The sequence below is a fragment of the Pseudogemmobacter blasticus genome, from assembly GCF_003071405.1.
Lineage (GTDB): Bacteria > Pseudomonadota > Alphaproteobacteria > Rhodobacterales > Rhodobacteraceae > Pseudogemmobacter > Pseudogemmobacter blasticus.
This window is the reverse complement of record NZ_CP020470.1, coordinates 574,475-591,820: the sequence shown is the minus strand read 5'-3', so window position 1 is coordinate 591,820 and position 17,346 is coordinate 574,475. Positions and strand designations below refer to the sequence as shown.

Sequence of the window (17,346 nt, the reverse complement as noted above, 5' to 3'; positions counted from 1 at the left end):
GTCCACCGCGGGGCAAGTGCCGGGCCGGGCGGGCCTTTCTGCGCCGGAGCGGGGCGGGTGGGTCAGGGGCCGGCACGAAATTGTGGAAAGCCATGACCGGCGATCCCCGGGGGAGGATCTGCCTATCGTTGGGGAGGTGCCGGACGGAACGGGCGCTGCCGCGCTGGCGCAGGGCGGGCGGGCGCCGGAGGGGCGCGCAGTTGCGGACGGGGCGGGGCTTGCCGCGCTGGAGCGGGCGTTCCGGCAGTGGGCGCAAGAGGATGCGCAGGTGGGGCGGGCCATGGCGCGGATCGCGGCCGAGCGGCGGCTTGGCGTGCGCGGGGCCGTCCGGCGTGCCCCCGCGGCCCGGATGATTACGAACGAATGTTCAGTTTGGCGCGGCCAGCGCAAGGAAGCCGTCATAATCCGCGACGCGCTGCCGGCAGAAGGCGGCAAAGTCGGGTTTCAGGCTTTCGGCGCCGATGCCCACCACGCTCAGCCCCGCGGCATGGGCCGAGCGGGCGCCGGGCAGGGCATCCTCAACCGCGAAGGCGGCGTCGGCGGTCAGCTCCAGCAGGCGCAGGGTTTCCAGATAGGGCAGCGGGTCGGGCTTGCCGCGCGGCAGGTCGGCGCCCGAGACGATGACCGAGATCCGGTCGGCCAGCGCCAACTGGTCCAGCGCGGCCTGAATGTGGCGGCGCGGTGAGGAGGAACAGACCGCGATGGTCAGCCCGGAATCGGCAAGGTGTTGCACGGCCCGGGCCGCGCCGGGCAGGGGCGCGCGCATCTGCGGCAGCAGGCGGTCGGCCTCGGCCCCGATGCGGGCGGCGACCGACTGGCGCAGGCTGTCGGGGGCATCCGCACCCAAAGCCTCGGTCAGGAAACCGCGCAGACCGCGCCCGACATAGGCATCGTAGGTGGCTTGCGGCAGCGATACCCCGACCTCGGCCAGCGCGCGGCGCTTGGCTTCTTCCCACGCGGGTTCGGACAGGACCAGGGTGCCGTCGAGATCGAAGATGGCGGCGCGGAAGTGCAAGAGGTTCACGGGGTCAATTCCACATTTCGGACAAGGCTGTTAAGGAGTGTGACAGTTCTGGAGGAGCGTATCTGATGACCGAGATTTCCACCCGCCATGCCGCCGCCCGCCGCATTGCCGCCGAGGCCGGCGCGCTGGCGCTGGACTACTTCCGCAAGTGGGACCAGTTGACCATCGACGTGAAGGGGCATCAGGATTTCGTGTCCGAGGCCGACCGCAATGTCGAACTGGCGGTGCGGGCCGCGCTGGCCAAGGCGTTTCCGCAGGACGGAATCGTTGGCGAGGAAGGCGCGGCGCAGGCGGGCACCAGTGGCTTCACCTGGGTGATCGACCCGATCGACGGGACGACGAATTTCATCAACGGCATCCCGCAATGGTGCGTGATCCTGGCCTGCGTCCAAAACGGCAAGACGGTGATCGGTGTGGTGCATGACCCGGTGCATGACGAACTGCATCATGCGGTGGCGGGGGGCGGGGCGTTCTGCAACGACCGGCCGATCCGCTGTTCGGCCAAGACCAGCCTGCGCGAAGGATCGCTGGGCGTGGGCTTTTCGGGCCGGACGTATAACGACGGCATCAAGCGGCTGGTCAACGGCTGCTGCGATGCGGGCACGGTGTTCTGGCGCAACGGATCGGGCGGGCTGTCGCTGGCCTATGTCGCGACCGGGCGCATCCTTGGCTATGTCGAGGAACATATGAATGCCTGGGATTTCCTGGCCGGTCATCTGATCGTGGCCGAAGCCGGCGGCCGGGTGGTGCCGGTCGATGCCGATGAGGCCATTGCCCGCGGCGGCCGGGTGGTCGTCGCGGGGGCAGGGGTGTTCGAGGCGGTGCAGGCGCTGGCCACCGCGTCCTACGATGTCTGAGCCGGAATCAGCACCGGCCCCGAGGCCGCGAAGGAAATGGTGACCTCATCGCCCTTGCGGAACGGGGTCACCACATCGTCCAGCACGGCAAAGACCGTGCCGAAGGCGGCGGTGACCACATATTCCATCCGGCTGCCGACATAGGTGGCCTTGTCGATCACCGCGGCCACGCCTTCGCCCTTGCCGGCCACCAGACGCATCCGCGACGGGCGCACGGCCAGTTTGGCCGGCCCCTTCGGCAAGCCGCGTGAGGGCAGGCGGTGGGTGTAGTCGGCGATCCGCACGGTGGCGGTGTCGCCGTCCAGCGCGGTGATCTCGACCGGGATCAGGTTCGCCTCGCCGATGAAATCGGCCACGAAGGCATCGGCCGGTTCTTCATACAACTGCCGCGGCGTGCCCTTCTGGGCGATGGCCGCGTTGCGCATGACGACGATTTCGTCCGACACGGCAAGCGCCTCTTCCTGATCGTGGGTCACATAGACCACGGTCAGGCCAAGGTTTTGCTGGATCTCGCGGATTTCCTCGCGCACCTGGCGGCGCAGCTTGGCGTCAAGGTTCGACAGCGGTTCGTCGAACAGCAGAACCTGCGGTTCCAGCACCAGCGCGCGGGCCACGGCCACACGCTGCTGCTGGCCGCCCGACAGTTCCGAGGGCAGGCGCCCGTCAAAGCCCTTGAGCCCGACCAGCGCCAGCCCGGCCGCCGCCTTTTCCCGGGTTTCTTCCTTGTTGAAGCCCGAGAATTTCAGCCCGTAGCTGACGTTTTCCATCACCGTCATATGCGGGAACAGGGCGTAGCTCTGAAACACCATCGACACGTCGCGGTCGGTGGCGGGCAGTTTGGTCACGTCCTTGTCGCCGATCAGGATGCGGCCCTTGCTGGCCATTTCCAGCCCGGCGATCATCCGCAGGGTGGTGGTCTTGCCGCAGCCCGAGGGGCCCAGAAGCGTGACCAGCGAGCCGGCCGCCACCTCCAGGTTGATGTTGTCCACGGCCACGACGCGCGTGCCGTAGATCTTCGACACGTTCTCGAACCGGACCGAGGCGGCCTTGGTATGGATGGCCTTCATCTAGTGTCCCTCACCATGACTTGTACGCCGGCCGATCTGTGTCCGCCCGACCAGGAGTTGCAGCAGCCCGACGGCGGCCAGCATCACGAAGATCAGCGCGGTGGAATAGGCGATGGCCAGTCCGTAATCGTTGTTCTCGACACGGCCGATGATGTAGCTGGTCGACATGTCGTAGCGGGCCGAGACCAGGAAGATCACGGCCGAGATTGCCGTCATCGCCCGCACGAAGCTGTAGACCAGCGCCGCAAGGATGGCCGGCCGCAAGAGCGGCAGGATGACGGCGCGGAAGGTCTGCCAGCTATTGGCGCCCAGCGTCAGCGAGGATTCGTCCAGCGACTTGTCCAACTGGCTCATCGAGGCGATGCCGGCGCGCACGCCCACCGGCATGTTGCGGAAGATGAAGCTGATGACCAGGATCAGGCCGGTGCCGGTGATCTCGATCGGGGGCACGTTGAAGGCCAGGATATAGGCCACCCCGATCACCGTGCCGGGGATCGCGAAGGACAGCATCGTTCCGAATTCGAAGGCGCGTTTGCCCGCGAATTTCTGCCGGGTCAGCAGATAGGCGGTGATCAGGCCCACCGCCGCGGTCAGCGGGGCGGCGATGGTGGCGATCATCATCGTGGTCCAGAAACTGTCCCAGGCCGAGCCGGTCCAGCGCAGGCCGCTTTCCCCCCAGCTTACGCGGAAGGCGGTGATGTAGTGCTTGAGGGTGATGGTGTTGTCCACGCCCCAGAGCTGAACCACCGATCCGTAGAGGATCATGCCATAGACGACCAGCGTGAAGGCCGACCAGAGCGTGACCACCACATAGACCGGGATGGCCAGGCCCGAGGGCATTCGCGGATGCACCCCGGAATCGCCCTTGCCGGTGACGGTGGTATAGCTTTTGCGCCCCAGCCAGAACCTTTGCAGGTAGAAGGCGCCCAGCGTGAAGGCCAGCAGCACCACGGCAAGGATGGCCGCGCGGCTTTGGTCATATTGCGCGCCGACGATGGCGAAGAAGATCTCGGTCGAGAGCACGTCAAAATTGCCGCCCAGAACCAGCGGGTTGCCGAAATCGGCCATGCTTTCGATGAAGCCCAGAAGGAAGGCATTGGCGAGGCCCGGGCGCATCAGCGGCAGGCTGACGGTGCGGAAGGTCTGCCAACGGTTGGCGCGCAGGGTCTGCGCCGCCTCTTCCATGCTGGGGCTGACGCCTTCCACCACGCCGATCAGCACCAGGAAGGCGATCGGCGTGAAGGCCAGAAGCTGGGCGATCAGCACGCCCCAGAGGCCATAGATCCAGCGGCTGGGTTCGATCCCCAGCGTCGCGGCAATGCCGGTGGTGACGGTGCCCGAAAGGCCGAAGAGCAGGATGATCGCCAGCCCGATGACGAAGGGCGGCGTGATGATCGGCAGCACGGTCAGCGCGCGCAGCAGGCGTTTGTAGCGAAAGCCCGAGCGCGTCAGCACCAGCGCGAAGGCCAGGCCCAGAAGCGTGGTCAGCACGCCGACCAGGATGGCAAGGAACAGCGAATTCCACGCCGCGCCGCATTGCCCGCCCGACAGGCAGCCCAGGCCCCAGATCCGCGGATCGAACAGCTTGGGGAAGAAGCCTGCGACCGAATAGCCGCCGTCATCGGTGGCGAAGGCCGCCAGAAGCATCTTGGCGATGGGGAAGAAGACGAAGATCCCGACCACCGCCACCACCCCGGCAATGGCCGAGGTTACGAAGACATCGCCGTTCACCGCGCCATGGGCGGCAAGGCCCTGGGTCAGCAGGAACAGGAAGGCGGTCGCCGTTACCAGCGCGCCATAGCCCATGCCGAACTGCCGGTCGTCCAGCGGGCCGAACAGCGCGTCCAGCCAGCCGGCGTTGAAGCCGCGCAGGCCGATGCCCAGACCTTGCGCCACCAGCCAGGCAAAGCCGAAGGCGCCGGCCGCGATCAGCACGCGGGCGAAGACCGGATCGGATTTCGGGCGCCGCAGCACCAGAAGCGGCGCGATCAGCGCCAGCGCCATGGGGGCGAGCCACAGCTTTTGCCCCTGGGCGACAAGCGCCGCCGCGGGGGCATAGTCCTTGTCCAGCGGCCAGCCGTCGGCCAGCCACCCGAACGAATAGAAATCATCCACCCCATACCAGGGCAGCAGCGCAAAACCGACCCACCCGGCGATGATCCAGAAGATCAACACCGGATGGGAGGTGCGCCCGGGCGCAGCGTTTCGCACTGGGATTACTGCGGCAGGGTCGAGACTTCGGTATCCCACTTGGACAGCAGGCGTTTGCGTTCCTCGGCCGAGCCGTATTTCTTGAAGTCATAGTCGATCAGCTTGATCGCGCTGAGGTCGGGCGCCTTGTCCGACTTGGCCGCGCCGACGTTCGACATGATCTGGAAGGCATTGACCTGAAGCGCAAGATCCTGCGCCTCGACCGACAGCGCCCAGTCGTAGAACTTCTTGGCCTCGTCGATGTTGCGCGCGCCCTTGATGATCGACATCGAGCCGATCTCGTAGCCGGTGCCTTCGCAGGGGGCGACGGTAGCGATGGGGAAGCCGGCAACGGCCTGCGCCACCGAATCGTGCAGGAAGACGATGCCGACCAGCGTTTCGCCCTGACCGGCGGCCTTGATCGGGGCCGAGCCGGACTTGGTGTACTGGTTGATGTTGGCGTGCAGGCGCTTCATGTAGTCAAAGCCCTTCTCCTCGCCGAAGAGCTGCACGATGGTCGCCAGCGTGGTATAGGCCGTGCCCGAGGAATTCGGGTTGGCCATCTGCACCTTGCCCTTGAATTCGGGCTTGGTCAGGTCTTCCCAGCAGGCCGGGGCGGGCAGGCCGGCCTTGGCCAGCATGTCGGTGTTATAGCCAAAGCCGAGACCGCCGAAATAGATGCCGATGGTCCGGTCGCCCGAGGCTTCGGCCTGGGCGATGGCCCAAGGGTGCAACTGTTCGCGCATCGGGCTGACATAGGCTTCGGTCAGGTCTTCCTCGGCCGCCTGCAGATGGGGGTCGCCGGTGCCGCCCCACCAGACATCGCCCTTGGGATTGCTGGCTTCGGCCTTGACCTGGGCGAAGGTCTCGCCCGAGGACTTGCGGGTCATCGCCACGTCGATGCCGGTGGCTTCTTCAAAGCTCTTCGCCATGATCTGGCACCACTCTTCCTGCGCCGAACAGTAGAGGTTCAGATCGGCATGGGCGGCCGTTCCCGAAAGGATGGTCGTGGTCGCCAGAATGGCGGCCGCAAAGGCGGGTTTTGTCATGATGTTCCTCCCAGAACGCACTCAAGATCACCGGGCCCCTTGGCCGGGGCTCCTCTGTTGAGTCGAGCCTAGCCAAGACACCAATCTGTTACAATCGGAAATACTACTGTTACATCTGGTGTTTCGTGAACGGCGGTCGGCGGGCGCGCGGGCGGGGGTCAGCCCGGCTGGGTGACGATGATCGCGCCGCGGTCGGTGACGACGACCGTATGTTCATATTGCACCACCGGCGCCATCGGATCGCTGTAAAGCGTCCAGCCATCCGCGCCTTCGGTGGCCCACTGGCCGCCCGTGGACAGGAAGGGTTCGACCGTCAGCACCAGGCCGCGCGGCATCCGGCGGCGGTCGCCGCGGGTGGGCCAGGTCGGCACTTCCTTGGGGTCTTCGTGCAGCGAGCGGCCCACGCCATGGCTGGCCAGATTGCGGATCAGCGTATAACCGCGGTCGCTGGCAAAGCGCCCGATGGCGTTGCCGATGCCGGCAATCGGCTTGTCGCTGCCCACCTGTGCGATGCCGATCTGCAGGGCGCGCCGGCCGTCGCGGCACAGCCTTTCAAGCGGGGGGCGGACGGTGCCCAGCCGGAAGGTGGCGCCGGTATCGGCGAAGAACCCGTCCTTCGAGGCCGACACGTCGATGTTCACCAGATCGCCCGGCTTCAGCACGCGGTCGCCGGGGATGCCATGGGCGATCTCTTCATTGACGCTGATGCAGGTGGCGCCGGGAAAGGCGTAGGTCGATTCGGGGGCCGAAACAGCGCCGTCCTGCTCCAGCAGGGCGCGGCCGATGTCGTCCAGCTCGCGCGTGGTCATGCCGGGTTCCATGGCGCGCGACATGGCTTGCATGGTGTTCGCCACGATGCGGCCAATGGCGCGCAGGCCCTCAAGCTCGTCCTCTTGCGTGATGGTCATCGGGCGCTCCTGCCGGGGTGTTCGGGGCAGGTTAGGCGAAAGGCGGGGCGGTGGCCACGGTCTGCTGCCCGGGCCGGGCGGTTCACCTGTTCATTGCCGCACAGGCGCGGCGCGGCACGGGCGGGGTGAAATGCGCGCGCATCCGGCCTATCCTTGCCCAAAGCCAAGGAGGCCGACATGAGCTGGAACCCCGCCCTCGACCCCACGATCCCGATCGGGGATGCCGTCGATGCCATCGAGACCGTCATCGTGCCGCGGGCCCGCGATCTGGGCGGGTTCGAGGTGCGGCGCGCGCTGCCGTCGGCGGCGCGGCAGATGGTGGGGCCGTTCATCTTTTTCGACCAGATGGGACCGGCCGAGTTCCTGACCGGGCAGGGCATCGACGTGCGGCCGCATCCGCATATCGGGCTGGGGACCGTCACCTATCTGATGAAGGGCAAGATGCACCATCGCGACAGTCTGGGCACCGATCTGTGGATCGAGCCGGGCGCGGTGAACTGGATGCTGGCGGGGCAGGGCATCACCCATTCCGAACGCACCGATGGCGAGGCGCGCAAGGCGCCGCTGACGCTGTTCGGCCTGCAGACCTGGCTGGCGCTGCCGAAGGACCGCGAGGATGATCCGGCGGGGTTCGCCCATGTTGCCCGGACCGAGCTGCCCGAGCTGGAGGGCGAGGGCAAGCAGGTGCGGCTGATTCTTGGCCATGCCTGGGGGGAAAGGGTGCCGCTGGAGATGCCGTCCGAGGTGTTCTACGCCGATGCGGTGCTGGCGCCGGGCGCCGCGATTCCGCTGCCGGATGACCATGAGGACCGCGGGGTCTATGTGCTGGAGGGCGAGGTGTCCTGCGCCGGGCAGGTGTTCGAGGCGGGCCGGATGCTGGTGTTCCGCCCCGGCGACCGGGTTTCGGTCCGGGCCGGCGCGCAAGGCGCGCGGGTCATGCTGCTGGGCGGCGCCACGATGGACGGGCCGCGCTTCATCTGGTGGAATTTCGTCGCCTCGTCGAAGGACCGGATCGACGCCGCGAAAGAGGCCTGGCGGGCAGGGGACTGGGCGCATGGGCGGTTCCGCCTGCCGCCCGGCGATCAGGGTGAATTCATCCCCGCGCCCGAGCGGTGATTTTTCCCCCAAGGGGCGCTTGACGCGGCCAGCGGCCCCGCGTAGATAGCCCCCCACGCCCGGTTCGCCGGGCCGAGGATTGCGCGGTTGTAGCTCAGTTGGTTAGAGTACCGGCCTGTCACGCCGGGGGTCGCGGGTTCGAGCCCCGTCAACCGCGCCATTCCTTCCCCCCCTTCAGATCAGACGGACGGACCAGCCCCTTGCGGGGCGCGGCATCTGCCGTTGTTTCAACGGCTTGGCCGGTGGCGGCGCCTTGCGTCTTTCGCAAAGGTCCGGTCGGTTTCCGGCTTGACGCCCCCGTCGGATGCGTCTATCCGGCCCCCATCGCGCGGTTGTAGCTCAGTTGGTTAGAGTACCGGCCTGTCACGCCGGGGGTCGCGGGTTCGAGCCCCGTCAACCGCGCCACTTTCTTCCTTTGCGTTATCACGTCAGGCCCGGCTTTCGCCGGGCTTTGGCGTTTTCGGGCTGTTTTGTATTCCTGCAATGGAATATGTGTGGGGTGTTCCGCACCGGAGGCTTGCGCATGTCGCTTCTTGATCAGACGCCGCTGACCCTGTTCGTGCTGGCGGCGCTGACGCTGGGGCTGGCACCGTTCTTTCCCGAACCGCATATCTGGGAAAAGCTGAAGATGCTGATGGCGGGCACGCTGGTGCGGCCGCTGGACATGTTCGATCTGGCGCTGCACGCGCTGCCCTGGGTCGCGCTGCTGGCCAAGCTGGCGCGCATGGTCTGGCGCGGGCAGGGCGGCTGAGGGGGCGGGGGGCGCTGCCCCCGTCTTCGCGGGCGCGAAGACCCCCCGGGGTATTTGGGCCAACTGGAAGCGGGCAGTCGGGGCAGGCGCCCGCCGGATGGTCAGAGCGTCAGGCGGTAGCGGATATGGTCATCGGTCTGGACGTAGCTGTCATAAAGTTTGCGGGCCTGCGCGTTGTCGTGGCGGGTGTGCCAATACAGCCGGTGGCAGCCCCGGGCGCGGGCCTGGGCGATCAGATCGTCGATCAGCGCCCGGCCCAGCCCCTGGCCGCGCGCCTGCGGGGCGACGAACAGGTCTTCCAGATAGCAGTCTTCGCCCGCAACCCAGCTTGACGGATGGGTCAGCGACAGGGCGAAGCCAAGAAGCGCATTCCCCTTCGCCGCCACCCGGCCGCGCAGGGGCGAGGCCGGGTCGAGAAGCCGCGCCCAGGTGCGGGCGGTGACTTCGGGCGTCAGCGTGACGCCGTAGAAGTCGAGATAGCCCTGCCACAGCGCGTGGAACTGCGCCTTGTCCGGGGCGGCGATGTCGCGGATCGGGACCGTCATGCGATGCGGGCGAGGATGCGCGCCCAGCTACGGATGCCCTTGTGGAAGGATTCGAGGTCGTATTTTTCGTTCGGGGAATGGATCTGGTCATCGTCGCGGCCAAAGCCGATCAGCATCCCATCCATGCCAAGCTCGGTCTTGAAATGCCCGGCGACCGGGATCGACCCGCCGGCGCCGACAAAGGCGGCGGGGCGGCCCCATTCCTCGGTCAGGGCCTGACGGGCGGCCTCGAACGCGGGGTCGGCGATTTCCATCACCGAGGCCGGGGCGCCGTTGATGCCGTCATGCCATTCGATGCGGCAATCGGGGGGAAGCTGCGCCTCGGCCCAGGCGCGGAAGGCGGTCAGCACCTTGGCCGGGTCTTGCTGCGAGACCAGGCGGAAGGACACCTTGGCGTGCGCCTCGGCCGGCAGGACGGTCTTGAAGCCCGCGCCGTTGTAGCCGCCCCAGAGGCCGTTCACCTCGGCCGTGGGGCGTGACCAGATCATTTCCAGCGGCGTGCGGTCCTGTTCGCCCGCCGGGACCGACAGGCCCACATCGCCAAGATAGGAGGCGTGATCGAAGGCCAGCGCCTGCCATTGGGCGCGCAGCGCGTCGGGCAGTTCGGCCACGTCGTCATAGAAGCCCGGCACCTGCACGCGCCCGGTTTCGTCATGCAGGTTGGCAAGAATCTTCGACAGGACATGCAGCGGGTTGCGGGCCAGACCGCCATACATGCCCGAGTGCAGGTCGCGGTCGGCGGCGTGCAGGGTGAATTCGGTCTTGGCCAGGCCGCGCAGCATGGTGGTGATGGCGGGCACCGCGCCTTCGAACAGGCCGGTGTCGCAGATCAGCGCCAGATCGGCCGAAAGTTCGGGCGCGTTGTCGCGCAGGAAGGGGACCAGCGAGGGCGAGCCCGATTCCTCTTCCCCTTCCAGGAAGATGGTCAGCTTGCCGGGCAGGCTGCCATGGACGTGTTTCCAGGCGCGGCAGGCCTCAAGGAAGGTCATCAACTGGCCCTTGTCGTCGCTGGCGCCGCGGGCGCGGATCAGCTTGCCCTTGGGGCCGTCCTCGACCACGGGATCGAAGGGATCGCGGGTCCAGAGCGACAGCGGATCGACCGGCTGCACGTCATAATGGCCGTAGAACAGGATGTGGCGGCGGCCTTCGCCGCCGTGGCCGACCACCATCGGATGGCCGGGCGTGGCGGCGGCGCGGGCGTCGAAGCCCAGCGATTTCAGGTCTTCGACCAGCCAGTCGGCGGCGCGGGCGCAATCGGGCTTGAAGGCGGGATCGGTCGAGATGGAGGGGATGCGCAGCAGGTCCATCAGCCGGTCCAGCGCCTGCGGCAAGGTTTCGTCGATGCGGGTCAGCACCTGGTCCAGCGACATCCGGCTCTCCATCCTTTGATTGGGGGTGTGAGCCTATCAGGCGGCGGGGGACTGTCCAGAGGCCGGGTGATGCGCTATGGGCAGAGCCGGTTTGCGCAAGGAGGAACAAGTGATGCGGCATGGCATGATGGCGGCGGTTCTGGTGGCTGTGGCGGGGGCGGCTTTCGCCCAGGCGCCGGTTCCGACCGAGACGGCCCGGCTGGGCAAGGCACAGGTGACGCTGCATGTGCAGCCCTTCCTGACGGCGCAGGAGCTGGCGACGCTGCGCCTTGTGATGACGAACGAGACCGCGCTTGAGGTCTTCGTGCCGTCGAAGGGCGGCTTTGCGGCCATGGCCGTTTCGCCGGACGAGGGGTTCATCCGCGAGGGCGTGCCGGTTCCCTCGGCCTCGGCGCTGGCCGGGTTCGCCGATCCGGCGGCGGCCGTCGCGGCGGCGCTGCAGGCCTGTGACGGCGCGCGCAAGGGCAAGGCGCCCTGCGTTCTGGTGCTGGAAGTGGGGCCCGCCGGGAAATGACACACGCGGGGGGCGACAATTCGCCCTCTGTCCCGCCGGGCGCGATTGACGCAAGTCAATGTCCGAGGCGGGGGGGCCGTGCAAGGAACGGCAAGGAACGCAAGGGACAAGAAGCCATGGATTATGTAGCCGCTCTGGACCAAGCCATCGGACGTTTGCACGACGAAGGCCGGTATCGCACGTTCATCGACGTTGAACGTCGCAAGGGGCAGTTCCCCAAGGCAATCTGGACGCGGCCCGATGGCAGCGAGAAGGAAATCACCGTCTGGTGCGGCAATGACTATCTGGGCATGGGCCAGCACCCCGAGGTTCTGGCGGCCATGCACGAGGCGCTGGATGCCACCGGCGCCGGGTCGGGCGGCACGCGCAACATCAGCGGCACCACGGTCTATCACAAGCGGCTGGAGGCCGAGCTGGCCGACCTGCATGGCAAGGACGCCGCGCTGGTGTTTTCCAGCGCCTATATCGCCAACGATGCCACGCTGAGCACGCTGCGGGCGATCTTCCCCGGGCTGATCATCTATTCCGACGTGCTGAACCATGCCTCGATGATCGAAGGCATCCGGCGCGGCGGCGGCGAGAAGCGGGTCTTCCGCCACAACGATCTGGCCCATCTGCGCGAGCTGCTGGCCAAGGACGACCCGGCGGCGCCGAAGCTGATTGCCTTTGAATCGGTCTATTCGATGGACGGCGACTTCGGCCCGATCAAGGAAGTCTGCGACATCGCCGAGGAGTTCGGTGCGCTGACCTATCTGGACGAGGTTCATGCCGTGGGCATGTACGGCAACCGCGGCGCCGGTGTGGCGGAACGCGACAACCAGATGCACCGGGTGGACATCATCAACGCCACGCTGGGCAAGGCGTTCGGGGTTTTCGGCGGCTATATTGCTGCAAGTGCGAAGATGATTGACGCCGTTCGGTCCTATGCGCCGGGCTTCATCTTCACCACCTCGCTGCCGCCCGTGGTGGCCGCCGGGGCCGCCGCCAGCGTGCGGTTCCTGAAGGGCGAGGGCGGCCGGGCGCTGCGCGAAAAGCACCAGACCCAGGCGAAGATCCTGAAGATGCGGCTGCGCGGTCTGGGCCTGCCGATCATCGACAACGGGTCGCATATTGTGCCTGTGCACGTCGGCAACCCCATCCATTGCAAGATGATCTCGGACATGCTGCTGGAAGACCATGGCATCTATGTCCAGCCGATCAACTTCCCCACGGTTCCGCGCGGCACCGAACGGCTGCGTTTCACGCCGTCGCCGGTGCATGGCGCAGGGGAAATCGACCAGCTTGTGAAGGCGATGGATACGCTCTGGCAAGTTTGTGCGCTGAATCGCGCCGAGGCTTCTGCCTGATCCGTCCTGCATGTGCAAAACGGCTTGCCCTGTGTTAGCGTTGCCGCAATAGAAAGCCACCTGAGTCGCGCCCCGGTGCGACTCGGGAACAAAGGCAACAAGGGGACAGGGTTCGCATGATCGGCTGGAGGGCCAAGCCTCAGACGCAGGAAGAAGAAAAGCCCAAGGGCTTTGACGATTTCGAATTGCGTCTTGGTGATGTCATGCGCGGGGAGCGGGCCACCTTGGGCAAGTCGCTGCTGGATGTGCAGCGCGAGCTGAAGATCAAGGCCACCTATATCGCCGCGATCGAGAATGCCGATGTTTCGGCCTTTGAAACGCCCGGTTTCGTGGCGGGCTATGTGCGGTCTTATGCGCGCTATCTGGGCATGGACCCGGACTGGGCCTTTGCCCGCTTCAGCAAGGAAGCGAATTTCACCGTGGCGCATGGCATGTCGGCTTCGGCCGCGCCGCAGCGGATGCGGGAGCAGCGCCTGCAATCCGAATTCGCGGACCCGCTGGCCAACCCGAACCTGTCGTTCATTCCGCGCGCCGAAAGCTGGCTGCACCGGATCGAACCCGGCGCGGTGGGGTCTATCGCGGTGCTGGTCGCGCTGATCGGCGCCATCGGCTACGGGGGCTGGTCGGTGCTGCAGGAAGTGCAGCGCGTGCAACTGGCCCCGGTGGATCAGGCGCCCGTGGTGGTGGCCGAGATCGACCCGCTGCAGGGCGCGAAACCGGCGCCGGTGCGGGACAATGGGCAGACCGCCCAGGCGGGCAATGCCGGCGGGGCCGAGATGATTGACCGGCTTTACCGTCCGCAGGCGCTGGATGTGCCGGTGATGGTGTCGCGCGATGGTCCGATTGCGGCCATCGACCCGCGGGCCGCAGGCGCCATGGCGGGCACCGCAACCACGGCAGCGGCCGGGCCTGAGGGCGCGGCGGCGGGCGACGGGGTGCAGGTGGTTGCCGATGTGCAGCCCGGCGTCGAGGTTCTGGCGGTGCGTCCGGCTTGGGTTCGCGTCAGCTCGGCCGACGGGACGGTGCTGTTCGAGAAGATCCTGGACGCGGGCGAACGCTATCAGGTGCCGCCGCTGGAAGAGGCCGCGGTGTTCCGCACCGGCAATTCCGGCGCGGTCTATTTCCTGGTGAACGGCGTGACCTATGGTCCGGCGGCGCCGGGGGCCAATGTGGCCAAGGATATTGCCCTGTCGGCCGAGGCGCTGACCGGGAAATATGCCCAGGTCGACCCGGCGGCCGATGACGATCTGGCGCGGATCATGACGGCCGATGCCGGGGCCGCCGCGGCGCCGGTTCAACAAGCCGCACCCTGACACTGTAAATTCCGGTTTACACAGGGCCGGGCGCGGTTGCCCGCGCCGGGCCTTCGCCGTATCTTGCCGATGCGGTCCCGCGGAGAGCGAAGATGAGTCACAACCCGATCCGGCCCTGGCGTGATGTGCAGCGGCGCAAAAGCCGCCAGATCATGGTGGGCAAGGTGCCCGTGGGGGGCGATGCCCCGATCAGCGTGCAGACCATGACCAACACGCTGACCACCGACATCAAGGCGACGCTGGACCAGATCCTGCGGGCGGCCGATGTGGGGGTGGACATCGTGCGCGTCTCGACCCCGGATGAGGACAGCACCCGCGCCCTGCGCGAGATTGTCCGCGAAAGCCCGGTGCCGATCGTGGCGGACATCCATTTCCACTACAAGCGCGCCATCGAGGCCGCCGAGGCGGGCGCGGCCTGCCTGCGGATCAACCCCGGGAACATCGGTGACGCGAAGCGCGTTGCCGAGGTGGTGAAGGCCGCCAAGGACCATGGCTGTTCCATCCGCATCGGCGTGAACGCGGGCAGCCTGGAAAAGCAGCTTCTGGAAAAATACGGCGAGCCCTGCCCGGATGCGATGGTGGAATCCGGTCTGGACCATATCAAGCTGTTGCAGGACAACGACTTTCACGAGTTCAAGATCAGTTGCAAGGCGTCGGACGTGTTCCTGTCGGCGGCGGCCTATCAGCAGCTTGCGGCGGCGACGGATGCGCCCATTCACCTGGGCATCACCGAAGCGGGCGGGCTGATGTCGGGCACGGTGAAATCGGCCATCGGGCTGGGGTCGCTGTTGTGGTTCGGCATTGGCGACACGATCCGGGTGTCGCTGTCGGCGGACCCGGTGGAAGAGGTCAAGGTTGGCTACGAGATCCTGAAATCTCTGGGGCTGCGGACGCGGGGCGTGCAGATCATTTCCTGCCCGAGCTGCGCCCGGCAGGGGTTCGACGTGATCAAGACGGTCGAGGCGCTGGAAAAGCGGCTGGAGCACATCAAGACGCCGATGAGCCTGTCGATCATCGGTTGCGTGGTGAACGGCCCGGGCGAGGCGCTGATGACCGACATCGGCTTTACCGGCGGCGGCAATGGCAACGGCATGATCTATCTGGCCGGCAAGCAGAGCCACCGCATGGGCAACGACCAGATGATCGACCATATCGTCGAGCTGGTCGAGAAGAAGGCGGCGGAGCTGGACGCGGCCGAAGCGCAGGCCGCGGAATAGCGGCAAATTTCTTCGAAGAAATTTGCAAGATCCTTGGAAGGATCTTGCCGGTAGGGACCGGACCCTTTGCAGGGTCCGGGCTGGTGGTCGGGGTCAGCCGTCCTTGCGCTGGCCGTCAACGATCTGGCGCATACCGTCCAGCGGCACATAGCCGCGCACCATGGTCTGGTCGATCACGAAGGTCGGGGTGCCGTTGATTTCCATCAGCGTGGCCAGATCGTGATTGGCCTTGATGATGTCCATCACCTCGGGCGCCTTCATCTTCTCCGCCACGGCGGCGGGATCATGGCCCAGATCGGTGGCCAGACGCGCCAGGGATTCGGCGGTGGCATCGCCGCGCAAGCTGATCAGCGCGTCATGCGCGGCCTTGTAGGCGTCATCGCCATAAAGCAGCTTCACCGCCAGCGCGAATTGCGACGACAGCATCGACTGTTCGCCCAGAATCGGGAATTCCTTGAGCACGAAGCGGATGTTGCCATCCGATTTCACCAGTTCCTCGGTCTCTTCATAGGCCTTGCGGCAATAGCCGCAGCGGTAATCCATGAATTCGACGACGGTGATGTCGCCCTGCGGATTGCCGCCCACCCAGTCAGCCGGGTTGTTGTAGATGATGTCCTTGTTTTCAGCCAGCATCTGCAGGTCACGTTCGGCGGCGGCCTTGTCCTCGCGGGTTTGCAGCTCGGTCATGGCTTCGACGATGACTTCGGGGTTTTCCATCAGGTAGCTGCGCACTTCCTCGCGGAAGGCGGCGCGCTCTTCCGGGGTCATGTCGCCAAGACCGCCCGCCAGCGCGGAAGTGGCGGTCAGGGCGGCGGCAAGGGTCAGGGCAAGACGCATCGGGTGTCCTTTTGCGGGGTTGACCTGCGCCGGAAGCGGGGGCAGGGGATCGGCACAAACCTTAAAGGGCGGGCGGCGATGAGTGCAAGTCGGGGTTCCAGACGGGGCGATGTCGATCCCTTCATTGTGATGGACGTGATGGAACGCGCCCGCGCGGCGGAAGCGGCGGGCCGGCGGATCATTCATATGGAGGTGGGTCAGCCGGGCACGGGGGCGCCTGCGGGGGCGCGGGCGGCGTTGGCGCGGGCGCTGGATCAGCCGCTGGGCTATACCGTGGCGCTGGGGCTGCCCGAGCTGCGGGCGGGCATCGCGGCGCTGTACCGGCGCTGGTACGGGGTCGAGCTGGACCCGGCGCGGGTGGTGGTGACCACGGGGTCATCCTCGGCCTTCATCCTGGCCTTCACGGCGCTGTTCGAGGCCGGCGACCGCGTGGCCTTGGGTGAGCCGGGCTATCCCAGCTATCGCCAGATCCTGCGGGCGCTGTCGCTGGTGCCGGTGGGCGTGCCGTCGCGGGACGAGAACCGCTTGCAGCCGGTGCCCGAGGATCTGGCGGGGCTGGAGGTCGAGGGGTTGATCGTTGCCTCGCCCGGCAATCCGACCGGCACCATGCTGACGCACGACGCGCTGGCGGCGCTGGTGGGCTGGGCCGAGGCGCGGGGCGTGGCCTTCGTCTCGGACGAGATCTATCACGGGCTGCATTACGGCGACCGCGCGGTTTCGGCGCTGGAGATCAGCCAGACCCCCTGGGTCATCAACAGTTTTTCCAAGTATTTCAGCATGACCGGCTGGCGGGTGGGCTGGATGGTGGTGCCCGAGGATCAGATCCGCCGGGTGGAGCGGCTGGCGCAGAACCTGTTCATCTGCCCGCCCCATGCCAGCCAGATCGCGGCGCTGGCGGCGCTGGACTGCATCGACGAGCTTGAAGCGAACCGGGCGACCTATGCCGAGAACCGGCGGCTGATGCTGGAGGGCCTGCCGAAGGCGGGCTTCGACCGCATCGCGCCGCCGGACGGGGCGTTTTATGTCTATGCCGATGTGTCTGACCTGACGACGGATTCGCTGGCCTTCGCCGGGGAAATCCTGGACGGGGCCGGGGTGGCGGTGACGCCAGGGATCGACTTCGATCCGCTGCGCGGGGCGCGGACGCTGCGTTTCAGCTATGCCCGCGCCACGGCCGATATTGCCGAGGGGCTGGAACGGCTGGCCGCCTTCATGGCACGAAGGTGAGTGGACTTTGCGGCC

General features: G+C 66.8%; 16 protein-coding genes and 2 tRNA genes. 10 read left to right on the top strand and 8 right to left on the bottom strand.

What is annotated here, in order from left to right; translation table 11 throughout:
- Positions 1 to 367: 367 nt before the first annotated feature.
- Positions 368 to 1,024, bottom strand: a complete 657-nt coding sequence (locus B6K69_RS18355; RefSeq protein ID WP_164681865.1) for an HAD family hydrolase — start codon at positions 1,022 to 1,024, stop codon at positions 368 to 370.
- Between the two features lie 65 nt (positions 1,025 to 1,089).
- On the opposite strand from B6K69_RS18355, the gene B6K69_RS02820 reads away from it, so the two are divergent.
- Positions 1,090 to 1,881: an inositol monophosphatase family protein gene (locus B6K69_RS02820; protein WP_108642703.1), complete on the top strand. Its 792-nt coding sequence runs from the start codon at positions 1,090 to 1,092 to the stop codon at positions 1,879 to 1,881.
- On the opposite strand, the gene B6K69_RS02815 is transcribed toward B6K69_RS02820, so the two are convergent.
- The 4 genes from B6K69_RS02815 to map form a co-directional block, all read right to left on the bottom strand.
- Positions 1,869 to 2,948: an ABC transporter ATP-binding protein gene (locus B6K69_RS02815; RefSeq protein ID WP_108642702.1), complete on the bottom strand. Its 1,080-nt coding sequence runs from the start codon at positions 2,946 to 2,948 to the stop codon at positions 1,869 to 1,871. The genes B6K69_RS02820 and B6K69_RS02815 overlap by 13 nt on opposite strands.
- Complete coding sequence (locus B6K69_RS02810; RefSeq protein WP_107673803.1) at positions 2,949 to 5,159, bottom strand: ABC transporter permease; 2,211 nt, start codon at positions 5,157 to 5,159, stop codon at positions 2,949 to 2,951.
- Between the two features lie 5 nt (positions 5,160 to 5,164).
- Positions 5,165 to 6,187 carry an ABC transporter substrate-binding protein gene (locus B6K69_RS02805; protein WP_108642701.1) on the bottom strand — a complete coding sequence of 341 codons (1,023 nt, stop codon included), beginning with the start codon at positions 6,185 to 6,187 and terminating at the stop codon, positions 5,165 to 5,167.
- A 158-nt stretch (positions 6,188 to 6,345) separates the two neighbouring features.
- Positions 6,346 to 7,095 (bottom strand): type I methionyl aminopeptidase, encoded by a 750-nt coding sequence (gene map, locus B6K69_RS02800; RefSeq protein ID WP_108642700.1) that lies wholly within the window; start codon positions 7,093 to 7,095, stop codon positions 6,346 to 6,348.
- Between the two features lie 177 nt (positions 7,096 to 7,272).
- Between map and B6K69_RS02795 the strand changes: the two genes are divergently transcribed.
- The 4 genes from B6K69_RS02795 to B6K69_RS02780 all read left to right on the top strand — a co-directional run bounded on the left by B6K69_RS02795 (position 7,273) and on the right by B6K69_RS02780 (position 8,962).
- Positions 7,273 to 8,211 (top strand): pirin family protein, encoded by a 939-nt coding sequence (locus B6K69_RS02795; RefSeq protein WP_108642699.1) that lies wholly within the window; start codon positions 7,273 to 7,275, stop codon positions 8,209 to 8,211.
- Positions 8,212 to 8,294: 83 nt separating this feature from the next.
- Positions 8,295 to 8,371 (top strand) — tRNA-Asp (locus B6K69_RS02790).
- 168 nt (positions 8,372 to 8,539) lie between these two features.
- Positions 8,540 to 8,616, top strand: a tRNA-Asp gene (locus B6K69_RS02785).
- A 118-nt stretch (positions 8,617 to 8,734) separates the two neighbouring features.
- On the top strand, positions 8,735 to 8,962 hold the full coding sequence (locus tag B6K69_RS02780) for an RND transporter (protein ID WP_123876518.1): 228 nt from the start codon (positions 8,735 to 8,737) through the stop codon (positions 8,960 to 8,962).
- A gap of 101 nt (positions 8,963 to 9,063) precedes the next feature.
- On the opposite strand, the gene B6K69_RS02775 is transcribed toward B6K69_RS02780, so the two are convergent.
- Positions 9,064 to 9,507: a GNAT family N-acetyltransferase gene (locus tag B6K69_RS02775; RefSeq protein WP_108642697.1), complete on the bottom strand. Its 444-nt coding sequence runs from the start codon at positions 9,505 to 9,507 to the stop codon at positions 9,064 to 9,066.
- Positions 9,504 to 10,877: a M20/M25/M40 family metallo-hydrolase gene (locus B6K69_RS02770; RefSeq protein ID WP_108642696.1), complete on the bottom strand. Its 1,374-nt coding sequence runs from the start codon at positions 10,875 to 10,877 to the stop codon at positions 9,504 to 9,506. Before B6K69_RS02770 ends, B6K69_RS02775 begins: the two co-directional genes overlap by 4 nt.
- A gap of 112 nt (positions 10,878 to 10,989) precedes the next feature.
- Between B6K69_RS02770 and B6K69_RS02765 the strand changes: the two genes are divergently transcribed.
- From B6K69_RS02765 to ispG, 4 genes are all read left to right on the top strand, one after another.
- Positions 10,990 to 11,391 carry a hypothetical protein gene (locus B6K69_RS02765; RefSeq protein WP_108642695.1) on the top strand — a complete coding sequence of 134 codons (402 nt, stop codon included), beginning with the start codon at positions 10,990 to 10,992 and terminating at the stop codon, positions 11,389 to 11,391.
- Between the two features lie 116 nt (positions 11,392 to 11,507).
- Positions 11,508 to 12,737: a 5-aminolevulinate synthase gene (gene hemA, locus B6K69_RS02760; RefSeq protein WP_108642694.1), complete on the top strand. Its 1,230-nt coding sequence runs from the start codon at positions 11,508 to 11,510 to the stop codon at positions 12,735 to 12,737.
- Positions 12,738 to 12,853: 116 nt separating this feature from the next.
- Entirely contained in the window at positions 12,854 to 14,050 is a 1,197-nt protein-coding gene (locus B6K69_RS02755; protein WP_164681864.1) for a helix-turn-helix domain-containing protein, read from the top strand.
- 92 nt (positions 14,051 to 14,142) lie between these two features.
- The gene (gene ispG / locus B6K69_RS02750) at positions 14,143 to 15,267 is read left to right on the top strand and encodes a flavodoxin-dependent (E)-4-hydroxy-3-methylbut-2-enyl-diphosphate synthase (RefSeq protein ID WP_108642693.1); all 1,125 of its coding nucleotides are present in this window, start codon (positions 14,143 to 14,145) and stop codon (positions 15,265 to 15,267) included.
- Positions 15,268 to 15,360: 93 nt separating this feature from the next.
- Here the strand turns inward: ispG and B6K69_RS02745 are convergent, their stop codons facing one another.
- Positions 15,361 to 16,104, bottom strand: a complete 744-nt coding sequence (locus B6K69_RS02745) for a DsbA family protein (RefSeq protein WP_108642692.1) — start codon at positions 16,102 to 16,104, stop codon at positions 15,361 to 15,363.
- Positions 16,105 to 16,182: 78 nt separating this feature from the next.
- Here B6K69_RS02745 and B6K69_RS02740 point away from each other — a divergent pair, with 78 nt between their 5' ends.
- Complete coding sequence (locus B6K69_RS02740) at positions 16,183 to 17,331, top strand: pyridoxal phosphate-dependent aminotransferase (protein WP_108642691.1); 1,149 nt, start codon at positions 16,183 to 16,185, stop codon at positions 17,329 to 17,331.
- The last annotated feature ends 15 nt before the right edge of the window (positions 17,332 to 17,346 follow it).

Coding starts and splice junctions, on each gene's coding strand:
- B6K69_RS02820 (WP_108642703.1), top strand. CDS start 1,090: ATGACCGAGATTTCCACCCGCCATGCCGCCGCCCGCCGCATTGCCGCC.
- B6K69_RS02815 (WP_108642702.1), bottom strand. CDS start 2,948: ATGAAGGCCATCCATACCAAGGCCGCCTCGGTCCGGTTCGAGAACGTG.
- B6K69_RS02805 (WP_108642701.1), bottom strand. CDS start 6,187: ATGACAAAACCCGCCTTTGCGGCCGCCATTCTGGCGACCACGACCATC.
- map (WP_108642700.1), bottom strand. CDS start 7,095: ATGACCATCACGCAAGAGGACGAGCTTGAGGGCCTGCGCGCCATTGGC.
- B6K69_RS02795 (WP_108642699.1), top strand. CDS start 7,273: ATGAGCTGGAACCCCGCCCTCGACCCCACGATCCCGATCGGGGATGCC.
- B6K69_RS02780 (WP_123876518.1), top strand. CDS start 8,735: ATGTCGCTTCTTGATCAGACGCCGCTGACCCTGTTCGTGCTGGCGGCG.
- B6K69_RS02775 (WP_108642697.1), bottom strand. CDS start 9,507: ATGACGGTCCCGATCCGCGACATCGCCGCCCCGGACAAGGCGCAGTTC.
- B6K69_RS02770 (WP_108642696.1), bottom strand. CDS start 10,877: ATGTCGCTGGACCAGGTGCTGACCCGCATCGACGAAACCTTGCCGCAG.
- B6K69_RS02765 (WP_108642695.1), top strand. CDS start 10,990: ATGCGGCATGGCATGATGGCGGCGGTTCTGGTGGCTGTGGCGGGGGCG.
- hemA (WP_108642694.1), top strand. CDS start 11,508: ATGGATTATGTAGCCGCTCTGGACCAAGCCATCGGACGTTTGCACGAC.
- B6K69_RS02755 (WP_164681864.1), top strand. CDS start 12,854: ATGATCGGCTGGAGGGCCAAGCCTCAGACGCAGGAAGAAGAAAAGCCC.
- ispG (WP_108642693.1), top strand. CDS start 14,143: ATGAGTCACAACCCGATCCGGCCCTGGCGTGATGTGCAGCGGCGCAAA.
- B6K69_RS02745 (WP_108642692.1), bottom strand. CDS start 16,104: ATGCGTCTTGCCCTGACCCTTGCCGCCGCCCTGACCGCCACTTCCGCG.
- B6K69_RS02740 (WP_108642691.1), top strand. CDS start 16,183: ATGAGTGCAAGTCGGGGTTCCAGACGGGGCGATGTCGATCCCTTCATT.